An 18,557-nucleotide genomic window follows, 5' to 3' on the forward strand; every position below is an offset into this window, starting at 1 on the left:
AGAGAGCAGTTAAGCCCTCTCCTTAAAGATTATTCAGCATCAAATACTTTTACTTCTTTCATTGTGTCACCATTCTGCATGTTTCTTGCAGTTTCTAAACCTGATGTAACTTTACCAAAAACAGTATGCACACCATTTAGATGAGGTTGTGGCTCATGTACAATAAAGAACTGGCTTGAGCCTGTATCTTTTCCTGCATGTGCCATAGATAGGCTGCCTGCTTCATGAGTGTGAGGGTTTCCTTCTGTCTCACACTTGATTGTTTTTCCACTTCCACCCATACCTGTGCCTGTAGGGTCGCCACCTTGGCTTACAAATCCTGGAATAACTCTGTGGAAAGTAACTCCATCATAAAAACCTGAGTTAGCAAGGTTCTCAAAGTTAGCTACTGTGTTAGGAGCTTCATTAGGGAACAGATCAAACTCAATTTTTTCCCCATTCTCCATTAATATGTATCCTTTTTTAGCCATGATTATCAATCTCCTTTCAGATAAACAAGCCTCATTATAGCACATTTAGCACCATAATAAACATTAACACTCCCAAACAAAATACATGTGTGCCATAAAACCATACTTTGTCAGATACAGTCACAAGCCCAAAGTAATCAGATACCTTCTCCATAACTGATCTATTGCTCAACCTTTCAAGCTCCTGCTGCTGTGCTAGTATCTCCTGATACCTAGTGTCTGTATATACTCCTGAGTTAGTTCTAATCATTACAGCCACTCCCCCATTGCCACTATAATGCCTGAAAGGATAAGGCTGAAAATTATGGTATCCCAATTCTCTCTAATGAATCCAAACATGACAAAACTCCCTTTATTCAAAATGTAATACACTATACTGTAACCATACCCACAAAAAACAACAGAGCAATTCTGCTCCCTTATTACACTATCATATAATACACTATACTGTAAAGTAATTTTCAAAATAAAAAGAGAGCCTTAACAGCTCCCCTACTAGAGGGCTGATACCTCTGCACCCTCATAAATATATGGCATTTCTTTAAAGTCATACTTTTTAAGATCATCAATACTTTTCAATGTGGCAGTTATGCTGTCAACAGCAAACAAACCCAGTTTTAAAGGTTTAGGCACAATTAAAATTATTGGCTTTCCCCAAGCCCAAGCATAACCAATAATCCAACCTAAGGAAACTGATGGCTCATCTGCAAGCAATACTAATCTGTCTACTCTTTGAATGCCATTTCTACAGTATTCCAAGTACTCACTTACCCAGTCATGTTCTTGTACTGTGTTTTTAAAATAAGGAGTCATTTCTTTTCTAAGTGTTATTAATTCTATACTGTGTGGATTTTTCAACAGCATATTTTCAGCTTGCTCAAGCCTTGTCCTTCCTTGGGTAGTATGCATATCTCCTATAATAGCTACTTTACAGTTACTCATATTCAAACCTCCTAACTGCATTTATATAGGACATATATACCCCTCCCATAACTGCCAAAACATGAAACTGTATTACAGTATTTTGAAACTCTTTTGAGACATAAAAAAGCCCTGATTTCTCAGGACTTAATAGTAAGGGATACCCCTTTTACATTTAATTCAATTTTTTCAGAAGTTTGACCATATTCATACACACTTTGCCAATCAGTTACTGAATACTCCCCAGTCAGCAGTGCTCCAGCAAGCTCTTTAGCTATGTGATCTGATACCCCTACTACCTTCTGAGTCTTTACCACTTTTTCCACTTCTTCTATTTTAATAAGTCTAGGCTTCATCAAAATACCTCCCCATAAAACTTGATCTCTTTAGGATTAGAAAAGTCATACTTTGCAACCTCATCAGTGCTGACAAAGTAAGCTTTACAGCTCTCACTGAGCATCAGGTTTACAGGTACTCCCTGCTTTTCTTGCAGTAAGAACACTGGCTTACCTTTTGCATAGCTGTAGCCCATTTCCCATGCTGTGCCTGCATCTGTTTTATCCTCAAAGTAGTCATGTACCACTACTACAATATCTGCCCAGTCAATGTGGTCAACATCATTCTTAAAGACTGCCTGCCTCCACTCAAAAGAACCAAACTCAAGCTCCTCAATCTGATTCCTCATAGGAGAGAATACCTCAGCTACATGAGGGTTAGCTGTCAAAGCTTGCTCAAGCCTTTTAACTTCCTCAATCTGCTCATCTGAGAAGAATGGAGAGGCAAGGTAAACCCTCAGCCCTTTGCTGTTTTTAGTTGTGATCTTTCCTGTGTTACCTTCTACAGCAGGCCTGCTGTCTCTAATGTTTTCCACTGTCACAGTAACTGCCATTAGATCAACTCCCCCAATCCTACAGCACCTGAGGAAATTAATCCTACAGCTAAGTAAATAACCTCATCCCCCAGTCTGTCTACTTCCAAAGAAAGAGCCAAAGTAAGTAAAGGGTTGTCTCTCTTTTTCACTTCATCTGCCTGATCCATTAACTTAGATACATGCTTTTTCAGCAACTCCTGATAAGTCTGTCCTACAGCTACTTTTACAAAAGGTACAGTAACCTGAGAAAGCTCCCCAGTGGCTTTTACAACTGCGATAATGTTATTGAAGCTTGCAGCAACCTCAGTCACTAGCTCCTGCTCAGTAAGATGCGTGTAAGTGTTTGTCATATTAAATGACCTCCTATTTGTTTTATCAGCCTTACACCTCTTAATTAGATGGAGCTTTTAAAGTGTGACACTCAGGAAAATTACATAAAAAAAAGAGAGAGCATTCTTGCTCCCTCACATGTATTACATAGTTAATTCATCTAATAACTTTTTGCCTTGTTGCCAAACCTTTTTATCAATAGAGGTAACTCCTAGCTTATGTCCTCCTCTACTCATTGCTGTGATTTCACCAAACAGCATACCTTTCTGAGCAGAGTAAGAATCAAAGTTACTCCAAGTCAATGATTCTATCTTAGTGTTAAATAGCAGTTTACCAATAAAAATAAGTCTCTTGTTTGAAATTGCCATGATGCCTGTAGTGCCTGCATCTTTCTTAGTGCCTACTATATTAATACCCTGTACATTACCTACAAAAGCGCCTAGAAAAAACTCACCATTTAGCTGCTCATTCGCTAATGCCTTAAAGCATCCTTTTACCATAGAGGTAGTGTTCTTGGGTAGGCTTGCTTTCAGCTCCTCAGCAGTATGATATTTCTGCATAGTCTCTAGTCTAGCCTCTAGCTGTTCCATGTATATTGTAACTTCCTTTACTTTAAAATACTTGCAGTAACAGTATACTGGAATATAGGAAAATGTCAATCTCAGCTAATGAAGGCTAGTTCTTCCTCTGTTACATAAGCTTTACCAAGGGAAGTCTCTACCTCATAGGAAACCCTAGCAGCGCCCACCTGTATGAGGGTTATAGTGCCAACTTTCCCACCAAACTTGTAATCTGTAAGGTATGCCACTGTCTCAACATCAGGAGACTCAAGCTCCTTAGCTGCTCTGATTCTCACCCTGTTACCTACCTCATATATAGGCTCAATAACTTGCTTAGCCTGTTTTACAGTTTCTTCTGCTACATCAAAAATGCTGAGCTGCACCATTAAACCTTTTGCCTCCCTGTCTTGTCTACATTAAATCTAGGACTCATAACCTTGATTAAGTAGCTCTCATAAATCTCCTGATAAATCTTTCTACCCTCATAAAACACAGAGACATACACTGCATCTCTTTCAATGTACTGGCATAGGTCTTTGTTTCCTTTAGGAGTACCAAAATGCTCCATAACCCTTTTGCCTACATTCACAGAAATGCCAATGTACAAAGGCTCTAGGTATTTATTGTAGAAGGTATATACCCCTCCCCTACTTTCAAACCTAGCCCCCTCCTTTATTTCATTAGAGGATAAAACAGTATCAGCTACAGGAATTACTAAAGCCTCCTCAGCAATCAACTCATCTAAAGTAATCAACACTATACCAACTCCTCACCCAATACATTAGACAGGCAGGGCAAAACTGTGACATAAAAAAAAAGGCAGAGCCTCAGCTCTACCATCCTTTTCTGACATATGAAATACTTCCCTGCTGTACACCAAAGCCCATAGCCTCATTAGTATCAGTTACCATCAGATCAATTCTGTTAGACCTAGACATGATAGCTCCCCCTGTGTCCAAAGCTATTCCTTTAAAACTTTGTCCATTTACACTTACAGACAAGATGCTCCCATAGGGAATGACACTAGGGTTAACAGCAAGAATCCTGTACCCCTGATAGTAAATGCTGTCTGTAACATCCTTGCCTGTAGCTGTAACTATCTTGCCATTGTACCTGTGTGACTGTGCCTCACTAGGCTCATGGCTGTAGGCAGTAAACTCAAAGTTTTGAGACTGATTAGATACTGGCTGTGATTCTTTCTTTGGTTCAGCTTTTGTGACCTGCTTAGTCTCCTTCTTGGGAATGTCCTTAACCTCAGTTTTGACAGTCTCTTTAGTGTCTCTGTCTACATAAACTATTCTTTCCTTATACACTACCTTTTCCTTTACCTCAGTCTTTATAATAGGTGTGATACCATGCTCTGTCAGGTATTCTTCCCTTGCTACACTAGGGATAGGAGGGATCTCATTAACCTTGATACACTCCCCCTGATCTGCATTAAAAGGCATCAGCAAAGGTAAAATACTTGCTATAGCTACTAACATAAAACCATCCTTTGTAAAAAGAAAGGAGAGCCACTTTAATGACTCCCCTTCTGTATTTTTTAGTACTCAGCTTTCTTAACTGTAGTCCTAGATAAGCTGTCCAATTGCTTATTAACCTTGTTATTGAGAAAGTCTAAGGTTTCATCCTTCATGAGCATTTGTTTCCTGTGTCTCCTTTTGACTTGAACATCAGAAAGGATAGGAAACTCCTCATTACTTACTTTATCTACATCCTTGTTTTTCAAGTCTGTAATCAAAATGTAATCTGCTAAGAACCTCAGTGCATCAGACTTAGGCATCTTACCTGTTAGAGTGTAATATTCCTCAATCATGTCATTTACTTTCTGATTCCTTTTAGCAACAGAGGGAGCATCCTCTAGCTTTGTGTTAGCTAATTCCTCTGCTCTGTCAGTAAACTGCAACATGTAGGCTGATACTGGGATAGTGAGAGCCATCATGCTACCTCACCTCCCTTATCCATAGCTTTCCACTCATCAAGTACCTTCTGTATCTTGACTTTGAGCAATCCTAAGTTAAACTTAACAGCCTGAGGAGTTACACCCAACATCTTACCTGTCTCAACTAAGTTGTAGCCCTGCCTCCACACAAGGTCTACAGTCATCCTTTGTATCTCAGTAGGTTGCGCTAACTCTAAAGCCTTCTCTGAGTCAATGATGAGGTGAATAATTTCAAGGTCTCCTTGCTCTGCATAAGAGTAGGACAGCTCTCTATTTTTCAATGTTCTTTCAATCTCTGCTAATGTGTAATGATCTTGAGTAGCCCTCTCTAATTTACTGCTCATTAATGACAACCCCCTCAAGAACCTCTTTAACTCTTTCCTCAAGCTCAGCAAGGGTATAAGAGTTATCAATGCACACATCATAAGGACACTGCTGAATAGCTAACTCTGTCTCATGGTAGAAGTCCTCAAGGTTAAAGGTATCTCCCTTAGCCTTTGCCCTAGCTACCCTTACATCAAAAGCAGCAGTAACTTTCACAACTGTAAAGCCTTCTTTCATAGCTCTGATTGCCTCATTAGGCTGCCTTACATCAGTAATGATAATGTTAGACTGAGACCTCACTGCTTTATCAAAAATATTGGAATTAAAAAGAGTGTCAATCCATATGTCAGGATTAAGCACTCTAAATGATTGACCTATCTGCTGTAGATGCTTTCTAGGCTTGCCCTCTTTGTAAGCTTCAGGAAAATACTTTCTGATAACCTTGTGAATACCATCAGCAAAGGCTAGGAAGTAGGTAGCTGCATTGGCTTTAATGTGCTTTTCCATAAGCTCAGCTACTGTATCCTTTCCTGCCCTGATCTCTCCCAAAAGGGCTATTTTAATTGGTTTTTGTATTAGCATACATGCAACCCCTATCTCTGTATTTAGTGGACTTTCTAACCTGTCTCACTTCTTAATTAGAGAAAGGGTTTGCATCTGTGACACAGATCATGTAAGATGGTAACAGTTACAGGATAATGTAACATGGATAAACTGGAATTAACTGAGACATAAATAAACATAATATATGACAGTATAGATACAAAGTGGAGGCATTGGTTGTTATGAAAAAGATGAAGGTTAGCACCATATTAGAGGGTTCACATAGTCTAATGAATGATGTAGTCATAGGTACTGCAAAGATTTTAGAGGATGCTGAGATTGTTCTAAAAATTGATGACTTGCTGAAAGAAAGAGGAATAACTCAGCAAGACCTAGCAATGATGACAGGTATGAGGATTGGTACTGTATCTCAGATTGTTAATGGTAAAGGTATCAGTTTCAATAAGGTGCAGCTACTGGCAATCATGGTAGCCCTACAGGTGACTAATCTTAGTGACTTGATAGAATTTAGATTACCTCAGGATATTAAAGAAAAGTATGAGCAGAACAGTAAGGAATGGGTAGAAACTAGAGAGATGCCTATTGAGTTAAAGGAATTGTACAGAGATAACATGGTTAAGGCTACAGTGAATAAGTTAAAGTAAATTAACTTAACTTCACTTAAATGACTTTGCCTTAAACAAAAGTATTGCAATAAAAAAAGGAGCAGGCATATGACCTGACTCCTTTTTCTTTTACTTTTCTTTACCCTTTATATTCACTACCATGTCACAGATTATCATTGTACACAGGATGACTGTTAAGCATACACACACCATCATTGGACATCCTTTCTAGGTACAAGCTTGATCTCTTGAATTAGGTTGCCCTGCTGATACACCCTAACTACCTTGTACTCCTCATTAATAACAGAGTACACTTTTCTCTCCATGTCATCATAGGTCTCAGACTTCTCAAGCTCTAGGATGATGTCATCATAGGCTGACTCAATCTCCTCAAACTCATGCTCCTGACCTTGAGCCTTAGCCACTGTGTACTGGTCAAACATTGATTCCTCTTGATTGTTTACCTGAGTTTCCTTGTCCATGTCAACTATCCACTGGAAAGGCTCTGTCATGCCATGATGATCTACAGTCAGTAGCTGTGGCTCATCCATGCCCTCTACATTAACCTTTACTAGCAGATCAGCCTCATGTAGGCTGTAGCCATTAATTTTGACTCCCTGCTCTTTTTCAATTCTTTCTATAGTTGAGGCAGCAATCTCATCCAGTTTGCTTACCATTAGCTTAGTGTCAATATCACCTATAAAAGTTACTTTCATCTATCATTACTCCCCTACTGTAATTTTGTATATATCTAAGTCTGAAAACAAACAAGTCTCATCACAGTACAAATAGCCATCATGTGCATAAACTTCCTGACCTGCTACAATGTCCTCAAAACAATCCCTGCACTGCCCAATAACCTCAGGCTCTTTATCATCAGGCTCAGCAAACCTAGCCATAGTGTCTAATCTACTCACCAATGTAGCCCCCTTTTCTTCTTAGCTTTCTTCTTGAAGCCTTTAAAGAAAAGTACTCCTGCTGTAGCTAGAATGGCTAGGAAAAGCACTGTACTAAAGATTCCCCATCCACTGACAGAGTTATTAGCCTGTGTCTGTCCTGATACTACTTTTCCATCCTCAATTACTACAGTCTCATTGTCATCATCCATCATGTCAGCCATAAACATGAAAGGTATCCAGTCCATAGCAGAGCTGCTGGTATGATGATAGTGATTTACAGTGCTTGAAGTATGAGAACTATGTGAGCTGTGGGTAGGAGTGGATGTCTTACTCTCAGCCTTTTTAGTTGTGGACTTTTTAGACTCTGTAGCCTTCTTCTTTGTCTCAGCCTTAGCTTTTGCTTTATCAGCCTTTGACTTACTTAGCTTGATAGACTTGCTAGGCTTAGAGGTCTTACTGCTGCTACTGGATGACTTACTACTGCTCTTACTGCTTGAGCCAAACCATCCTCCTGAGCTTTTGCTTGAGCTACTGCTCTTAAAAGAGCTACTACTTGACTTAGGAGTACTACTAAAAGATGATCTTGATGAGGATATAGGCATTAAATAACCTCCTTCTTATAAAACTGCGCTCTCATAATCAGATCAGAAAAGTCATCAATGCCTAATGAACAAAAGCTTGTATACCTTCTAACCTTTTGATAGTTGTCACCATTTTTATAATAGATGGTTTTACCTTCATTGAGCCTATTGATAGCCTCATGCACACTGATTTTCTTATGTGGGTCAGTTAAAACCTGTCTCCATGTAGCTGTACCCATGCAACCAAAGATTGTTACAATGTTACTGGCATCACTGTTACACCCTTTAGTCTCAGGTTTAACCAGAGTTTTGTACTTACCTCTGTAGTCCTGAGTTTCCTCTACCTTTACCTGAGTACCAATGTATTGAACAAGAGCGCAATCTGTGATCTCATAGACTTCACCTTGCTTACCATCTTTCATGATTTCCCAAAGCTTTAACTCTTTCCCTACTAAATTCATACTAGTTAGCCCCCTTGATTACTACTGCTTTTGTTGGTACAAAGTTTAAAGGTCTATCCTCAGGCTCAGTCATTACATTTATGTAACTGATACCTCTAGCATCACATTCTCCCTTTAAGGAAAGGAAAGCCTGTACTGTCATCTCAACATCTGCCATAGCCTGATGATGGTTCTTATAATCAATGCCATAATGAGCTACAATCTGCTTTAAGCCTGACTTTTTCTCAGGATAGAGTAGCTTGAACATTGACTTAGTACAGATAAAATCATTACTATTACTAAAAGGTAGAAAGCTCAAATCAAAGGATGCAAACTGAGCAATAATAATGTCTTTTCCAATAAAGCTAGTAAGAGCCTGTAGAGCATACTGCTCATCCAGCCCATTAGCTAACTTTTCCTCAGTCAGCCCAGTAAGCTCCTTAATGTAATCAGTAAGCCTCTGACCTTTTCTCAGCTTTACAATTACATTCATTCTTCCAACCTCATTAAAGTGAGCATCTAGCTTAACTGCTCCAATCTCAGTAACTTGCTCAGTCATAGGATTTAAGCCTGTAGTTTCAAAGTCCAAAACTGTGTACACACAATCAGCCTCCATAGCTTTTATTAATTGCTTACACCTCTTAATTAGATGGAGGCATAAAAGTGTGACAGCATAAAAAAAGAGCAGAGAAATTAATCTCTGCCCTCATATAGTCATCCCACAGCAACCCATTTAGTAATCTCAACAGTCTCAGTAACCTGCTCAACCTCAGTGACATCTGTGTCATATTCATATTCATAGTAGGAGAAATAGCTTCCTGATCTTGTGACAGCAAAGGCATAGTGTTTACCTTCATATTTGAAAATAATTTGACAATAAGAATATTTACCTTCATCTGCCCAATCATCTTGCTCAACCTGCTCCACATCTACCCAACTGTCCTCATTGCCTTCCTCTTTGTAAAAACCTGACTCATCATGAATGGATTCTAATTGTTTCTCTGTAAACTTCACAGCAGTACCCCCTAGATTATTTTATTTACACTTCTTAATTAGAAAGACTTTGGTAAGGTGTGACAAAGAGAAAAGAGCAGAGAAGTTAATCTCTGCCCCTTTTGTGGTACTCAAGTAGCTTGTATCCTGTGTTTTGTATCTCAGGAAGGCTGTAAGGTAAGTCATAGCCTGAGCTACCATCAAACTTAGTAAACTCAGTATAGTAGACAGCCTTCTTAGACTCCTCAGGGTATTTTTCTTGTAGCTGTACAAGCTCCTTACTCCACAGATCAAAAGTGTAATCTGCTATGATGTTTTCATTTAACTGATAATACAGGAAGGAGTGGACAAGTAGCTGCCTTCTCCTCCTGCCAATCAGCTCTATAATGGTCTCTCTCAAAATTAGGCTGCCTCCTCAAAAGGTTTTCTGCCGCAGCCTTTTTCTACCCATTCAGCAAAAGGAATGCCTTCTCCCCATCTAACCATTACCTCTGTATCAACTTTCAAAGGTACATCAAGCTTAACTACACCTTTCATGATGTTTTCTATCTCAATGATCTCCTCAGGAGTAACTGTCTCAGGGATAAGAAATAACAGCTCATCATGAATAGTAGCCATCATTCTCCACTCTGCTCCTTTTCTTTCTAAGTGAGCATTGACCTCAATCATTGCCTTTTTAAGCATCAAAGCAGCACTACCTTGGATGATGGCATTTACAGACATCCTAGCTACCCTTTGATAATCTTTGTTGACTTCCCAGTACTGTTTTTTGAGGTTTCTAGGTAGTGGTTCTTGCCATATGTTCCCTGGTTCTCTGCCTAAGATATTTACAACCTTTGCATGTAATGCGTGGTACTGTTTAGCAATGACTGTGTGCCCTATAAACCTTCTCTTTCTGCCTTGCATTGTCTCTACATAACCTGTCTCATCAGCATGTGCTACCTGTTTAGCCATCCATGCAGTCATTTCAGGGTATGTGCTGTAGAAGTCATCCATAAACTTCTGAGCCTCAGGTACACTGATACCCAGTGATTCTGCAAGACTAGGAACTGTGATTCCATACATTACAGCTAAGAGTCCTACCTTCATCATTTTTCTTGGATGCTTAGGCAGGCCTGCTTTCTTATAGGTCTCTCCATCAGCCTCAAGACAAGCCTCATAAGGCAGTTTAAATATCTTGGAAGCTAGGGAAGCATACAGATCAATGTTATTCAAGTATGGATACTGTAACCCTGCATCTCCTGACATGTGTGCTAATGTCCTTGGCTCAATCTGAGAGTAGTCAATACCAAAGATCAGATAACCCTTAGGAGCTACTATCAGCTTTCTAGCCTTTGGAGGCAGGTTTTGTAGGTTAGGGTCTTTACTTGCAAACCTTGATGTAACAGTAGCTGACTGATTAAAGCTTGAATGCAGTTTACCTGTATTCTTATTAACCTTCTCAGGCAGTGGCTCTACATAAGTAGAGAGCAATTTGTTAAGGTCTCTGTATTCTAAAATCAGCTTTAGATCAGGCTCATGCTTAACAAGCTTTTGAAGTGTCTTAGCATCAGCTTTCCTTTTACCTGAGATGTCAGGAAGTTTCAACTCATCATACAGCAGCGCAGATAACTGGGCAGGAGAGTTAAGGTTAATACCCCCAAACCTCTTTATAATTTTCTTCGCAAGATCAAATACCTCAGCCTGTAGCTCTGCTTTGTACATCTCAGCAAAAGAAAAATCAATCTCAAAGCCTGTCTCCTCCATTGCCAATACAGCAGGTGTAAGAGGTTGCTCATAATTAAAGTACACATCATACAGCTTAGGCTGTTTCTCCATCATGCTTAACTGCCACTTGTACAGCTTTAGACATAAATGAGTATCCTTACAAGCATAGTAAGTACACAGCTCCATGTTTTCATTTGAATAGAATGCCTCAGGCTTATTAGAGAACAACTCCCCAAAGCTAAGAGATTTGTCCTCAAAGCCAAAGAATCTGCCATACTTTGTAGCAATAGCTTTGAGACCTTTCTCATCATTCTCATTCAGTACAGAGTGAGCAATCATGGTATCAAAGTAAATGTTATGCCTTATTGTGATGCCATCCTTTAAAAGCATATGGCTATCAAATTTACTGTTATGCAGTACAAGCTTTGTGCCTTTTCTTTCTAGGTGAGGCTTGAGCTTCTTCATAACATAGCCCCTAGTTAGCTGCTCATGATCTGAGGTATGTCCATAAGGGATATAAAAGTTTTCCTCTACATCACCAAACTCAAAAGTAAGGGAAAGCCCTACTGTTCTATCCCACCACTCAACTCCTGTAGTCTCTGTATCTAAGGCAACCTCAGCACCTAAAGCATAAGAATCCTCAAATAACCTGAGTACCCAGTCCATGCCTGCATGAGTATTAACAGTATGATAATTCTCAGGCATATTAGCTAAGTAACCCTTGATAATCTCAGCTTTTCTAGCCTCAGCTAATTGCTTGTATAAATTCAGCGCATGGGCTTTTGAGAACTTTTTGAGACTTTCAACACCCATACCTAACTGACCTGCCTCAATGGCAGTCTTTACATCAAGCAGCCTATCTTTATCCTTAGGAGTAATCTTAGTCTGAAAGATACCCTTCTTGTGCTTACCTGTAGTAGAAGGGTATCCAGTTAGCCAAACTTCTTCCCATGTAGGCTCATAGTTTTTCAGCTCTTTCTTTTTCTGTGCCTCTGACACTCTAGCTAAGGCATCACCTTTAGTGTCTGTTTCAAAAGACACCCCTTTAAAAAATTCCATAGAAAAAACCTCCCCAACTTTTCAACCCTTAGTTAGAGAGGTCTGTTAAAAGTGTGACACTATTCAGCTTTTCTGCTTGGCAATAGCTTCCTTAGCAATACTGTTACTACTATCCATAATGCAATACATATCAGGTAAGAGAAATGGATTCCAAAAGCCCCTAGAGCAATCATTAGCAGGAAAGGCATCAGCAAAAAGTTGACACCTATACCCACTGCTACAAGCAAACCAACCAAAATGATTGCTAGGCAGCCCATAGTTGTAAAGTCTTTCATTACTTAGATGTCCTCTTGTACTTATTGTAGAAGTAGAACACTAGGAAACACTCAGTACCTGATAAGATAGTAGAGATAGTGTTAGTGATAAAGAAAGCACCTGCTGTATGCATTACAAAGAACATGTACACTGCATAAATTTCCATGAATACAATACCTACAAAGATACCACCAAGATACAGCCTGCTAAAGTCATGTACTGATTTTGTTTTGATAATCTTGAAAATCTGAGGTAGGTATCCTACTGCTAAGATAAAGCCCCCAATAAGTTGAAGTAAGTTGAAAAATGCTAATACTGTCATATTATTTAATCCCCATTCCATTTAATTTTTGTTTGACTTCCTGTACTACTTGTTCTGCATCCTCAGGGTTATTGACTACATCAAGCTTGTCCATATCTACAATAAGCACCTGTGATGCCTTGTAGTGATTAAACAGCCAATCATCATAGCCCTCCCAAAGGGTTCTATAGTAATCAATAAGGCTAGTATCCTGTTCAAAATCCCTGCCCCTGAGTCCAATCCTGTACAGGACAGTCTCAAAAGAGGCTTTTAAGTAGACCATTAAATCAGGAGCCTTCTTAGGCAGCTCATCTAGCTCCTCCATCATATTGTTAAGCAGGTTTTCATACACTTGAAACTCAAGGTCTGAGATTCTGCCTAAATCCTTATTGACCTTGGCAAAGTACCAATCCTCATAGATTGATCTGTCTAGTACATTCTTGTTATTGCCTAGAGCTTCCTTGATACTCTTAAACCTTGTATCTAAGAAATGAAGCTGTAACAAGAAGGGATACCTTTTAGCCTGTATCTCCTCATCTGATGCTGTATAAAACAGTGGTAGAATAGGGTTATCATCTACAGACTCATAAAACACCTCACTGTCTAGGGCTTCACCTAGAACCTTGGAAACTGAGCTTTTGCCCAGACCAATCATCCCACCTACTACAATCACTGACATTTCCTCCCTCTCCCCTGCAAGGGTATTACTTACCCTCAGTAAACTGCTTTAGATTGGCTAGTAAGTCCTGATTCTTTTTAAACTCAGCACCTTTAGCCTCTTTAGACTTCTCAGTCTTTTCAATATCCTGCTCAAGCTTGCTAATCTGTGATTTAATGCTAAGCACTTTAGCACTGTCAGCCTTGATCCCTTCTTGTAGGACAGTCTGTGCTTTTTCCACCTCATTGACAGCCTGACTAAATACACCTACAGCTTTTGATACATGTTTTTGAGACTGGGCAATAACTTTACTCATTACTTGTCACCTCCTTCAGTAGAGAGTGAAATTTGGTAACATTCAGGGCAGACTGGCTTATAGATGTTTTCACTGCCTAACTCAATCCTGTTATCAGAGCCTGATGTTTTTACAGTTATAGTAGCCTCCTGCTTTCCACAGTCAGCACACTCAGCAGTAAGTACTTTTACCTCATCTGCAACAGCAATCAGCTTAGCTGTGGTCTCAAAAGGCTGTAACTTGTAATCAGTGTTAAGCCCTGCTACATAGATTGTCTTGCCATCTTCTTCCGCATGAGCAGTGACCATCTCTACTAGGTCATCCTCAAAGAACTGCGCCTCATCAAACAGCAAAACATCTGCCCCCATTATTACAAGAAAGTCCTGCAAGTTTACCTGTGTGTCAGGATTAATCACCAAGGCTTTTACTGCTTCCCCATTATGAGTAACAATCTCATCATCTGAGTACCTGCTGTCTACAGAGGGCTTAATAAAAAGGACTGTCTTGCCTGCCTCAGCTTCCTTCTTACCTGCCTCTACTAGAGCAGTTGACTTACCTGCAAACATGCTACCTGTGAATACTGTTAGTTTTGACATTTAATGTCCTCCTTTGTCTTTTCACCTCTATAATTAGAAGGGCTATCAGGAAGTGTGACAGCACAAAAAAAAAGAGACAGAGCTTTTAGCCCTGCCTTCTTTTGCTTATTCATCTTTAAGAGTAAACTTAATGCCTGCATTCTTTAAGTCTAATATACCTCTCCTTACCCCATGGTTATATGAGGCAGTGTCTAGCATTGGGTTTTTAGGCTCAATTTCTGCATTCCAAGCACTTTCCATAATGTCCTCTACAATCTCCTCAGCAGTTTTCTTAACCTCATAACCAACAGTTAGAGCTAAGACAAAATCTGCATCACTGAGAGTGTTAGCCTCTACTCTGTTCTGCGTAAAACCCATCCCATTAATCTTGTAATCAATGACTGTGGAGATGTCTCTAAACACATTGCTGTATTTATCTCCTAACTCATTTTTAATGGAATCCATTGCCTTTGCTTGCTTTGTTGTTAGCTGTACTTTTTGTGTCATTTATATGACCTCCTGTAATTGTTTTCACTTCTTAATTAGAGGCATACCTGTTAAGTGTGACAGGCAAAAAAAGAGAGGAGCTAATCAATAAGCCCCTCTTGTTTACAATATGCAATTAGTACAGCTACAGCATCAGACTCATCATTGTTCTTAAACTTAACTGTAGTATCACCCATTATGTCTCTAAACTGTTTCAAAACTGAAGTAGCTACCTCATCCTTAGAGGCTTTCCCATTCCCAGTAAGTTGCTTTTTAATGGATGGAGGAGTGATCTCAGAGAAGTCATCATGGTTAGCAATGTGAGTCATAAGCTCAAACACTCCATTAACTTTGTATATCTGCTGTGTAGCTACAATCCTAGCATTAGAGAAACTTCTCTCCTTTACTACTTTGTCAATCTCATATTTTTTGTACAGCTCTCTGATCTCCTTAGCTATGTAATTCAGTCTAAAGCCTGTACTTCTTTTAGCAAACCTCTTAGTACCTATAGAGCCGATCTCTATAAGCTTTAGAGACCTGCCCTTGACCTCTCCTACAGCATAGCCTGTATTAGACAAGGAAAGGTCAAAAGCAATGATTATCATACCTCTGTAGCCTCTAAGAGGTACTTGTAGCCTGAGAAGAAAGATAGTTCCTTATCAGCAGGCTCAATACCATCCTCTACATGCTTAGTGACAGTAGCAAACTTGTCTAGGATTTCCTCTGCCATCTCATCTGTGATATAAAGGTGAAATGTTCTGATGTCTGGCTTTGCCTCAGCACCCTTGCTCCACTGATCTTTAGCTACACCCTCATACATTACAATGTAATCCCTGATACCAAACAGCAGATAATAAGAGATACATTGCTTGATATGGCTGTCAATGACTTCCCTCATCTTGTAGTAGCCTACCTGACCAATACTATTAGACTTAGTTTTAAACTCAAAGCCTACCCTTGTACCATCTTTGTAGACTAGAATGCCATCCATCTTACCATTAAGGATAAAGCTCACACCTTCATGCTCAAGCTCTTTCCACTGTAAGATATTGTCCTCCCATGCAGGTAAGCCCTCCTCAGTCCTCTCAACAGTGAATGAAGGGTTAGGCAGCACCTTCTCCATGTACAGCAGGTCTCTCTGAGTAGCACCATGAATGGCTGTACTATTCCTTGTCCACCTTTGATGGTAAGGGTATCTCTCCTCTTTCTCCTCAACCTTCTTACCTTTTAGATACAGGTCATAGATGGTCTTACTTGCTCCTGATGGATTAAACTTTACTTTGTCCTTAGGATAAGTAGGCTCAGCATCAATCATCTCAATTTCTTTGAGTCTCTGCTGTACTAGCAGCATCTCAATCTCTTTATCTTCCTTTACCCTGTTAAGGCTGTGGAATTGGTTAAAGTCATCCAACAGACTCCTAGCCATTTTCTCCCCTTTTGTAGCAGTATCAATACCCAAGACCTCAGCCCTGAGCTTGTCTGCTCCCTTTCTGTTAATGACAGACATTGTAAACTCCCCCTTATTAGTAGTCATCTCTATAATTAGAAAACTGTTGACAAACTGTGACATATGTGTTATTAACCTGTAGCCATAAAAAAAGAGAGCTATTTTTTAGCTCCCTTGCTTTTGCCCCAAGTGAAGGCAGACAGTATAATGTCCAGCAGGACACCTATCAGCTCAACCCACATCAGACATGCAGCTCCTTTTTAAGCTTCTGCTTGTCCTTCTTCCTGTCATACTTCTTCTTACTGTCTTTCACCTTAGTCACTGGCTTGATCTGCCATACAGCCCTGCTGTTTGCTTTCTGTCCAATATAACTCATGAGATATAATCATCCTTTACAATGCAGTAGTCACTGTGAAACTTCCTGTATACAAAATCCCACCTTTTACCCTCTAAAATGTAATAAACCATCCTCTCAGATACTCCCTTTTCTACAGCAATTTCTGATACTGGCTTTTTAACAAAATGGTAAAGATGGTGGATGTTATAGACATCTCCCTCTGATAAGGTCTTTGCAGTCACTGTGCTGATCTTTGCTGCCTCATCTTCTTCCACATAGTAGACAGCACTCTCATACAGCTCTACTAGGAACTCATGGCACTCAATGACATCCTCAAGCTCTGATAAGCTGTCAACAGTGTACTGCTTATGCTCCATGTCAATAGTGACCCTTTTGCCCTCTGCAATATAGGGCAGTGCTTCAACAAATGTTAATTTCTTTTTCTGTGCTGTCAGCAAGGTGAAAGTATCCTTGACTGCCTCCTCTGTGATAGACACAGTTGCTGAAATGTAGTTATTTACTGTGAGCCACCTTAAAGAATCTCCATCATAGATCATCTTATCTCCTGTGCTGTCCTGACAGAATACTGCCCCCTTAGGTAAAAGCATCCTTTCCATTCTCTCTACAATCTGACTTAGAGTGTATTGTCTCATTTACTCAGCCTCCCTAATACAGAAAAAAGGAGGAGCCTAAGCTCCCCTCAGTTTCTTAGATATTGTCTAAAATGCTCTCCTCAGTATCCTCAATCTTTTCAGATGAAGTGTCAGGCTCTTTTTGTCCTGCTTCTTCCTCATCTAACTGGATGTGAGGTAAGTGAGTTGCTACATCAAAGCCTGCTTCACTCAACAGCTTAGCTAAGAACTTATCATCCTTAGGCTGTAGAATGTCATCAAAGAACTCAGGCTCAACAGTGACACCATTAAACTTGTCAAAATTGACTTTATCCTCAGGCTTCATCTTCAAGATAGGATTTAGACCATAGCTTGTAGATGTGTCAGCACCTGTCCTCTTGAGGTTAAAAGCAATCTCCTCAATGTTCTCTGCATACTCCTCAATTCCTGAGATGAGAGTCTTTGCCTGATTCTTAGAAACATCAATAGCTACTAGCTCACCTGTTTCAATAGAACCAAAGACAAAAGCATACCTTTGTTTCTTGTAGAGACTATTAAACTTCTCTCCACCCTTTGCATGTGCCACAAGCAATGGAGAGCTTTCTGCTACTGGCTGATTATAAATACCAAGGTTATAATCACCTGCTGCATTGTACTCTACATAATCCTTGACACCCAGTACCCTAACTTTATGAGCCTGATTGTCTTTAAGCCTTAGATAGATTTTTTTAGTATCTACCTTCCCCTTATTGGCATTTTCTTTTGCCTGATCTCCTCTAGCTGTAATTACTGACATACCCTTTTCCCCCTGTTAGCCCTATGAGCTATTATATTTTGTGAGTGGGTATCCATAATTAAGCTAGGAAGGTACAGGACTTGAACCTGTAATAAACCTTCCATGATACAAAAAAAAGCTTTAAATCCTGAGAGCTGAGCCATCTCAGGCACTCTAACTTGTTACCTCAGTGCATGACAGCTCTCTACTTGTACAGGCTGTAAGTAAAGCTTTTTGTCTTTTGGCACAGGGCACAGGACTTGAACCTGCTCTCCCAGTTTTGGAGACTGGTGTGCTACCAATTACACTAACCCTATATGGCATCCTAGACAGGACTCGAACCTGTGACCCTCTGCTTAGGAGGCAGATGCTCTATCCACTGAGCTACTAGGATAAAAAATTAATAATTTTCTGTATCAGGTATTCTCTACTATATGTAATACTGTAATACAAAAAATAAAGTAACTAAAAAAGAATTACACAAAAAACTGTAATCCACTATTGCTAATACTTGCCACACTGTGCTAGACTATTCCATGTGAGAACATGTA

The 18,557-nt window shown here is 39.7% G+C and carries 34 protein-coding genes and 2 tRNA genes; 2 read left to right on the plus strand and 34 right to left on the minus strand.

Going from position 1 to position 18,557, the window contains the following annotated elements; genetic code table 11:
• Positions 1-29: 29 nt before the first annotated feature.
• From AC0OMU_RS08285 to AC0OMU_RS08345, 13 genes are all read right to left on the minus strand, one after another.
• Entirely contained in the window at positions 30-470 is a 441-nt protein-coding gene (locus AC0OMU_RS08285; RefSeq protein ID WP_069487289.1) for a peptidylprolyl isomerase, read from the minus strand.
• Positions 471-504: 34 nt separating this feature from the next.
• Positions 505-720: a hypothetical protein gene (locus tag AC0OMU_RS08290; protein ID WP_474241041.1), complete on the minus strand. Its 216-nt coding sequence runs from the start codon at positions 718-720 to the stop codon at positions 505-507.
• Positions 721-965: 245 nt separating this feature from the next.
• Positions 966-1,412 (minus strand): hypothetical protein, encoded by a 447-nt coding sequence (locus AC0OMU_RS08295; protein WP_474241042.1) that lies wholly within the window; start codon positions 1,410-1,412, stop codon positions 966-968.
• Positions 1,413-1,531: 119 nt separating this feature from the next.
• Positions 1,532-1,747 carry a hypothetical protein gene (locus AC0OMU_RS08300; protein ID WP_474241043.1) on the minus strand — a complete coding sequence of 72 codons (216 nt, stop codon included), beginning with the start codon at positions 1,745-1,747 and terminating at the stop codon, positions 1,532-1,534.
• Positions 1,747-2,280: a nucleoside 2-deoxyribosyltransferase gene (locus tag AC0OMU_RS08305; RefSeq protein WP_474241044.1), complete on the minus strand. Its 534-nt coding sequence runs from the start codon at positions 2,278-2,280 to the stop codon at positions 1,747-1,749. Before AC0OMU_RS08305 ends, AC0OMU_RS08300 begins: the two co-directional genes overlap by 1 nt.
• Complete coding sequence (locus AC0OMU_RS08310; RefSeq protein WP_474241045.1) at positions 2,280-2,612, minus strand: hypothetical protein; 333 nt, start codon at positions 2,610-2,612, stop codon at positions 2,280-2,282. The genes AC0OMU_RS08305 and AC0OMU_RS08310 overlap by 1 nt, the downstream gene beginning before the upstream one ends.
• Positions 2,613-2,735: 123 nt before the next feature.
• The gene (locus AC0OMU_RS08315) at positions 2,736-3,182 is read right to left on the minus strand and encodes a PH domain-containing protein (protein WP_474241046.1); all 447 of its coding nucleotides are present in this window, start codon (positions 3,180-3,182) and stop codon (positions 2,736-2,738) included.
• A 71-nt stretch (positions 3,183-3,253) separates the two neighbouring features.
• Positions 3,254-3,538, minus strand: coding sequence for a hypothetical protein (locus tag AC0OMU_RS08320; protein ID WP_474241047.1), 285 nt, complete (start codon positions 3,536-3,538; stop codon positions 3,254-3,256).
• Entirely contained in the window at positions 3,538-3,909 is a 372-nt protein-coding gene (locus AC0OMU_RS08325; protein ID WP_474241048.1) for a nucleotide excision repair endonuclease, read from the minus strand. Before AC0OMU_RS08325 ends, AC0OMU_RS08320 begins: the two co-directional genes overlap by 1 nt.
• Positions 3,910-3,985: 76 nt before the next feature.
• Positions 3,986-4,636, minus strand: coding sequence for a 3D domain-containing protein (locus tag AC0OMU_RS08330; protein WP_474241050.1), 651 nt, complete (start codon positions 4,634-4,636; stop codon positions 3,986-3,988).
• A 59-nt stretch (positions 4,637-4,695) separates the two neighbouring features.
• Complete coding sequence (locus tag AC0OMU_RS08335) at positions 4,696-5,094, minus strand: hypothetical protein (protein ID WP_474241051.1); 399 nt, start codon at positions 5,092-5,094, stop codon at positions 4,696-4,698.
• On the minus strand, positions 5,091-5,438 hold the full coding sequence (locus AC0OMU_RS08340) for a hypothetical protein (RefSeq protein ID WP_474241052.1): 348 nt from the start codon (positions 5,436-5,438) through the stop codon (positions 5,091-5,093). The genes AC0OMU_RS08335 and AC0OMU_RS08340 overlap by 4 nt, the downstream gene beginning before the upstream one ends.
• Entirely contained in the window at positions 5,428-6,000 is a 573-nt protein-coding gene (locus tag AC0OMU_RS08345) for a nucleoside/nucleotide kinase family protein (protein ID WP_474241053.1), read from the minus strand. Before AC0OMU_RS08345 ends, AC0OMU_RS08340 begins: the two co-directional genes overlap by 11 nt.
• Positions 6,001-6,203: 203 nt before the next feature.
• Here AC0OMU_RS08345 and AC0OMU_RS08350 point away from each other — a divergent pair, with 203 nt between their 5' ends.
• A complete protein-coding gene (locus AC0OMU_RS08350) occupies positions 6,204-6,626 on the plus strand; it encodes a helix-turn-helix domain-containing protein (RefSeq protein WP_224067173.1) in 423 nt (140 codons plus the stop codon).
• A 173-nt stretch (positions 6,627-6,799) separates the two neighbouring features.
• Here AC0OMU_RS08350 and AC0OMU_RS08355 read toward each other — a convergent pair whose 3' ends face one another.
• From AC0OMU_RS08355 to AC0OMU_RS08365, 3 genes are read right to left on the minus strand one after another with little or no spacing between them, the layout of a single operon-like run.
• Positions 6,800-7,303, minus strand: coding sequence for a hypothetical protein (locus AC0OMU_RS08355; protein ID WP_224067174.1), 504 nt, complete (start codon positions 7,301-7,303; stop codon positions 6,800-6,802).
• Between the two features lie 6 nt (positions 7,304-7,309).
• A complete protein-coding gene (locus tag AC0OMU_RS08360) occupies positions 7,310-7,504 on the minus strand; it encodes a hypothetical protein (protein WP_474241054.1) in 195 nt (64 codons plus the stop codon).
• Positions 7,501-7,731, minus strand: coding sequence for a hypothetical protein (locus AC0OMU_RS08365; RefSeq protein WP_474241055.1), 231 nt, complete (start codon positions 7,729-7,731; stop codon positions 7,501-7,503). The genes AC0OMU_RS08360 and AC0OMU_RS08365 overlap by 4 nt, the downstream gene beginning before the upstream one ends.
• Before the next feature lie 73 nt (positions 7,732-7,804).
• On the opposite strand from AC0OMU_RS08365, the gene AC0OMU_RS08370 reads away from it, so the two are divergent.
• Positions 7,805-8,095: a hypothetical protein gene (locus AC0OMU_RS08370; protein WP_474241056.1), complete on the plus strand. Its 291-nt coding sequence runs from the start codon at positions 7,805-7,807 to the stop codon at positions 8,093-8,095.
• Here AC0OMU_RS08370 and AC0OMU_RS08375 read toward each other — a convergent pair.
• The 18 genes from AC0OMU_RS08375 to AC0OMU_RS08460 form a co-directional block, all read right to left on the minus strand.
• Entirely contained in the window at positions 8,088-8,528 is a 441-nt protein-coding gene (locus tag AC0OMU_RS08375) for a hypothetical protein (RefSeq protein WP_474241058.1), read from the minus strand. The genes AC0OMU_RS08370 and AC0OMU_RS08375 overlap by 8 nt on opposite strands.
• Before the next feature lies 1 nt (position 8,529).
• A complete protein-coding gene (locus AC0OMU_RS08380; RefSeq protein WP_186826317.1) occupies positions 8,530-9,108 on the minus strand; it encodes a 3'-5' exonuclease in 579 nt (192 codons plus the stop codon).
• 113 nt (positions 9,109-9,221) lie between these two features.
• Positions 9,222-9,521, minus strand: a complete 300-nt coding sequence (locus tag AC0OMU_RS08385) for a hypothetical protein (protein WP_474241059.1) — start codon at positions 9,519-9,521, stop codon at positions 9,222-9,224.
• A gap of 85 nt (positions 9,522-9,606) precedes the next feature.
• On the minus strand, positions 9,607-9,900 hold the full coding sequence (locus tag AC0OMU_RS08390) for a DNA ligase LigA-related protein (protein ID WP_146876826.1): 294 nt from the start codon (positions 9,898-9,900) through the stop codon (positions 9,607-9,609).
• Between the two features lie 2 nt (positions 9,901-9,902).
• Positions 9,903-12,266 carry a DNA polymerase gene (locus tag AC0OMU_RS08395; RefSeq protein WP_474241060.1) on the minus strand — a complete coding sequence of 788 codons (2,364 nt, stop codon included), beginning with the start codon at positions 12,264-12,266 and terminating at the stop codon, positions 9,903-9,905.
• 59 nt (positions 12,267-12,325) lie between these two features.
• A complete protein-coding gene (locus AC0OMU_RS08400; protein WP_146876828.1) occupies positions 12,326-12,541 on the minus strand; it encodes a hypothetical protein in 216 nt (71 codons plus the stop codon).
• Entirely contained in the window at positions 12,541-12,864 is a 324-nt protein-coding gene (locus tag AC0OMU_RS08405) for a PQ-loop domain-containing transporter (protein WP_474241061.1), read from the minus strand. The genes AC0OMU_RS08400 and AC0OMU_RS08405 overlap by 1 nt, the downstream gene beginning before the upstream one ends.
• On the minus strand, positions 12,845-13,501 hold the full coding sequence (locus AC0OMU_RS08410) for a deoxynucleoside kinase (protein WP_474241063.1): 657 nt from the start codon (positions 13,499-13,501) through the stop codon (positions 12,845-12,847). Before AC0OMU_RS08410 ends, AC0OMU_RS08405 begins: the two co-directional genes overlap by 20 nt.
• Positions 13,502-13,526: 25 nt before the next feature.
• The gene (locus tag AC0OMU_RS08415; protein ID WP_069487265.1) at positions 13,527-13,796 is read right to left on the minus strand and encodes a hypothetical protein; all 270 of its coding nucleotides are present in this window, start codon (positions 13,794-13,796) and stop codon (positions 13,527-13,529) included.
• Positions 13,796-14,371: a thymidine kinase gene (locus AC0OMU_RS08420; protein ID WP_474241064.1), complete on the minus strand. Its 576-nt coding sequence runs from the start codon at positions 14,369-14,371 to the stop codon at positions 13,796-13,798. Before AC0OMU_RS08420 ends, AC0OMU_RS08415 begins: the two co-directional genes overlap by 1 nt.
• 105 nt (positions 14,372-14,476) lie before the next feature.
• Positions 14,477-14,857 carry a hypothetical protein gene (locus AC0OMU_RS08425; RefSeq protein WP_474241066.1) on the minus strand — a complete coding sequence of 127 codons (381 nt, stop codon included), beginning with the start codon at positions 14,855-14,857 and terminating at the stop codon, positions 14,477-14,479.
• An 80-nt stretch (positions 14,858-14,937) separates the two neighbouring features.
• Complete coding sequence (locus tag AC0OMU_RS08430) at positions 14,938-15,441, minus strand: crossover junction endodeoxyribonuclease RuvC (protein ID WP_474241068.1); 504 nt, start codon at positions 15,439-15,441, stop codon at positions 14,938-14,940.
• Positions 15,438-16,343, minus strand: a complete 906-nt coding sequence (locus AC0OMU_RS08435) for a hypothetical protein (RefSeq protein ID WP_224067194.1) — start codon at positions 16,341-16,343, stop codon at positions 15,438-15,440. The genes AC0OMU_RS08430 and AC0OMU_RS08435 overlap by 4 nt, the downstream gene beginning before the upstream one ends.
• Before the next feature lie 181 nt (positions 16,344-16,524).
• Positions 16,525-16,659, minus strand: coding sequence for a hypothetical protein (locus tag AC0OMU_RS08440; protein ID WP_474241070.1), 135 nt, complete (start codon positions 16,657-16,659; stop codon positions 16,525-16,527).
• A complete protein-coding gene (locus AC0OMU_RS08445) occupies positions 16,656-17,273 on the minus strand; it encodes a hypothetical protein (protein ID WP_474241071.1) in 618 nt (205 codons plus the stop codon). Before AC0OMU_RS08445 ends, AC0OMU_RS08440 begins: the two co-directional genes overlap by 4 nt.
• Positions 17,274-17,328: 55 nt before the next feature.
• Positions 17,329-18,027: a hypothetical protein gene (locus AC0OMU_RS08450; RefSeq protein ID WP_340034464.1), complete on the minus strand. Its 699-nt coding sequence runs from the start codon at positions 18,025-18,027 to the stop codon at positions 17,329-17,331.
• 221 nt (positions 18,028-18,248) lie between these two features.
• Positions 18,249-18,323: transfer RNA gene (locus AC0OMU_RS08455), tRNA-Trp, on the minus strand.
• Between the two features lies 1 nt (position 18,324).
• Positions 18,325-18,400, minus strand: a tRNA-Arg gene (locus tag AC0OMU_RS08460).
• Positions 18,401-18,557 lie beyond the last annotated feature (157 nt).

The organism is Bacillus sp. FAU18, assembly GCF_056033885.1.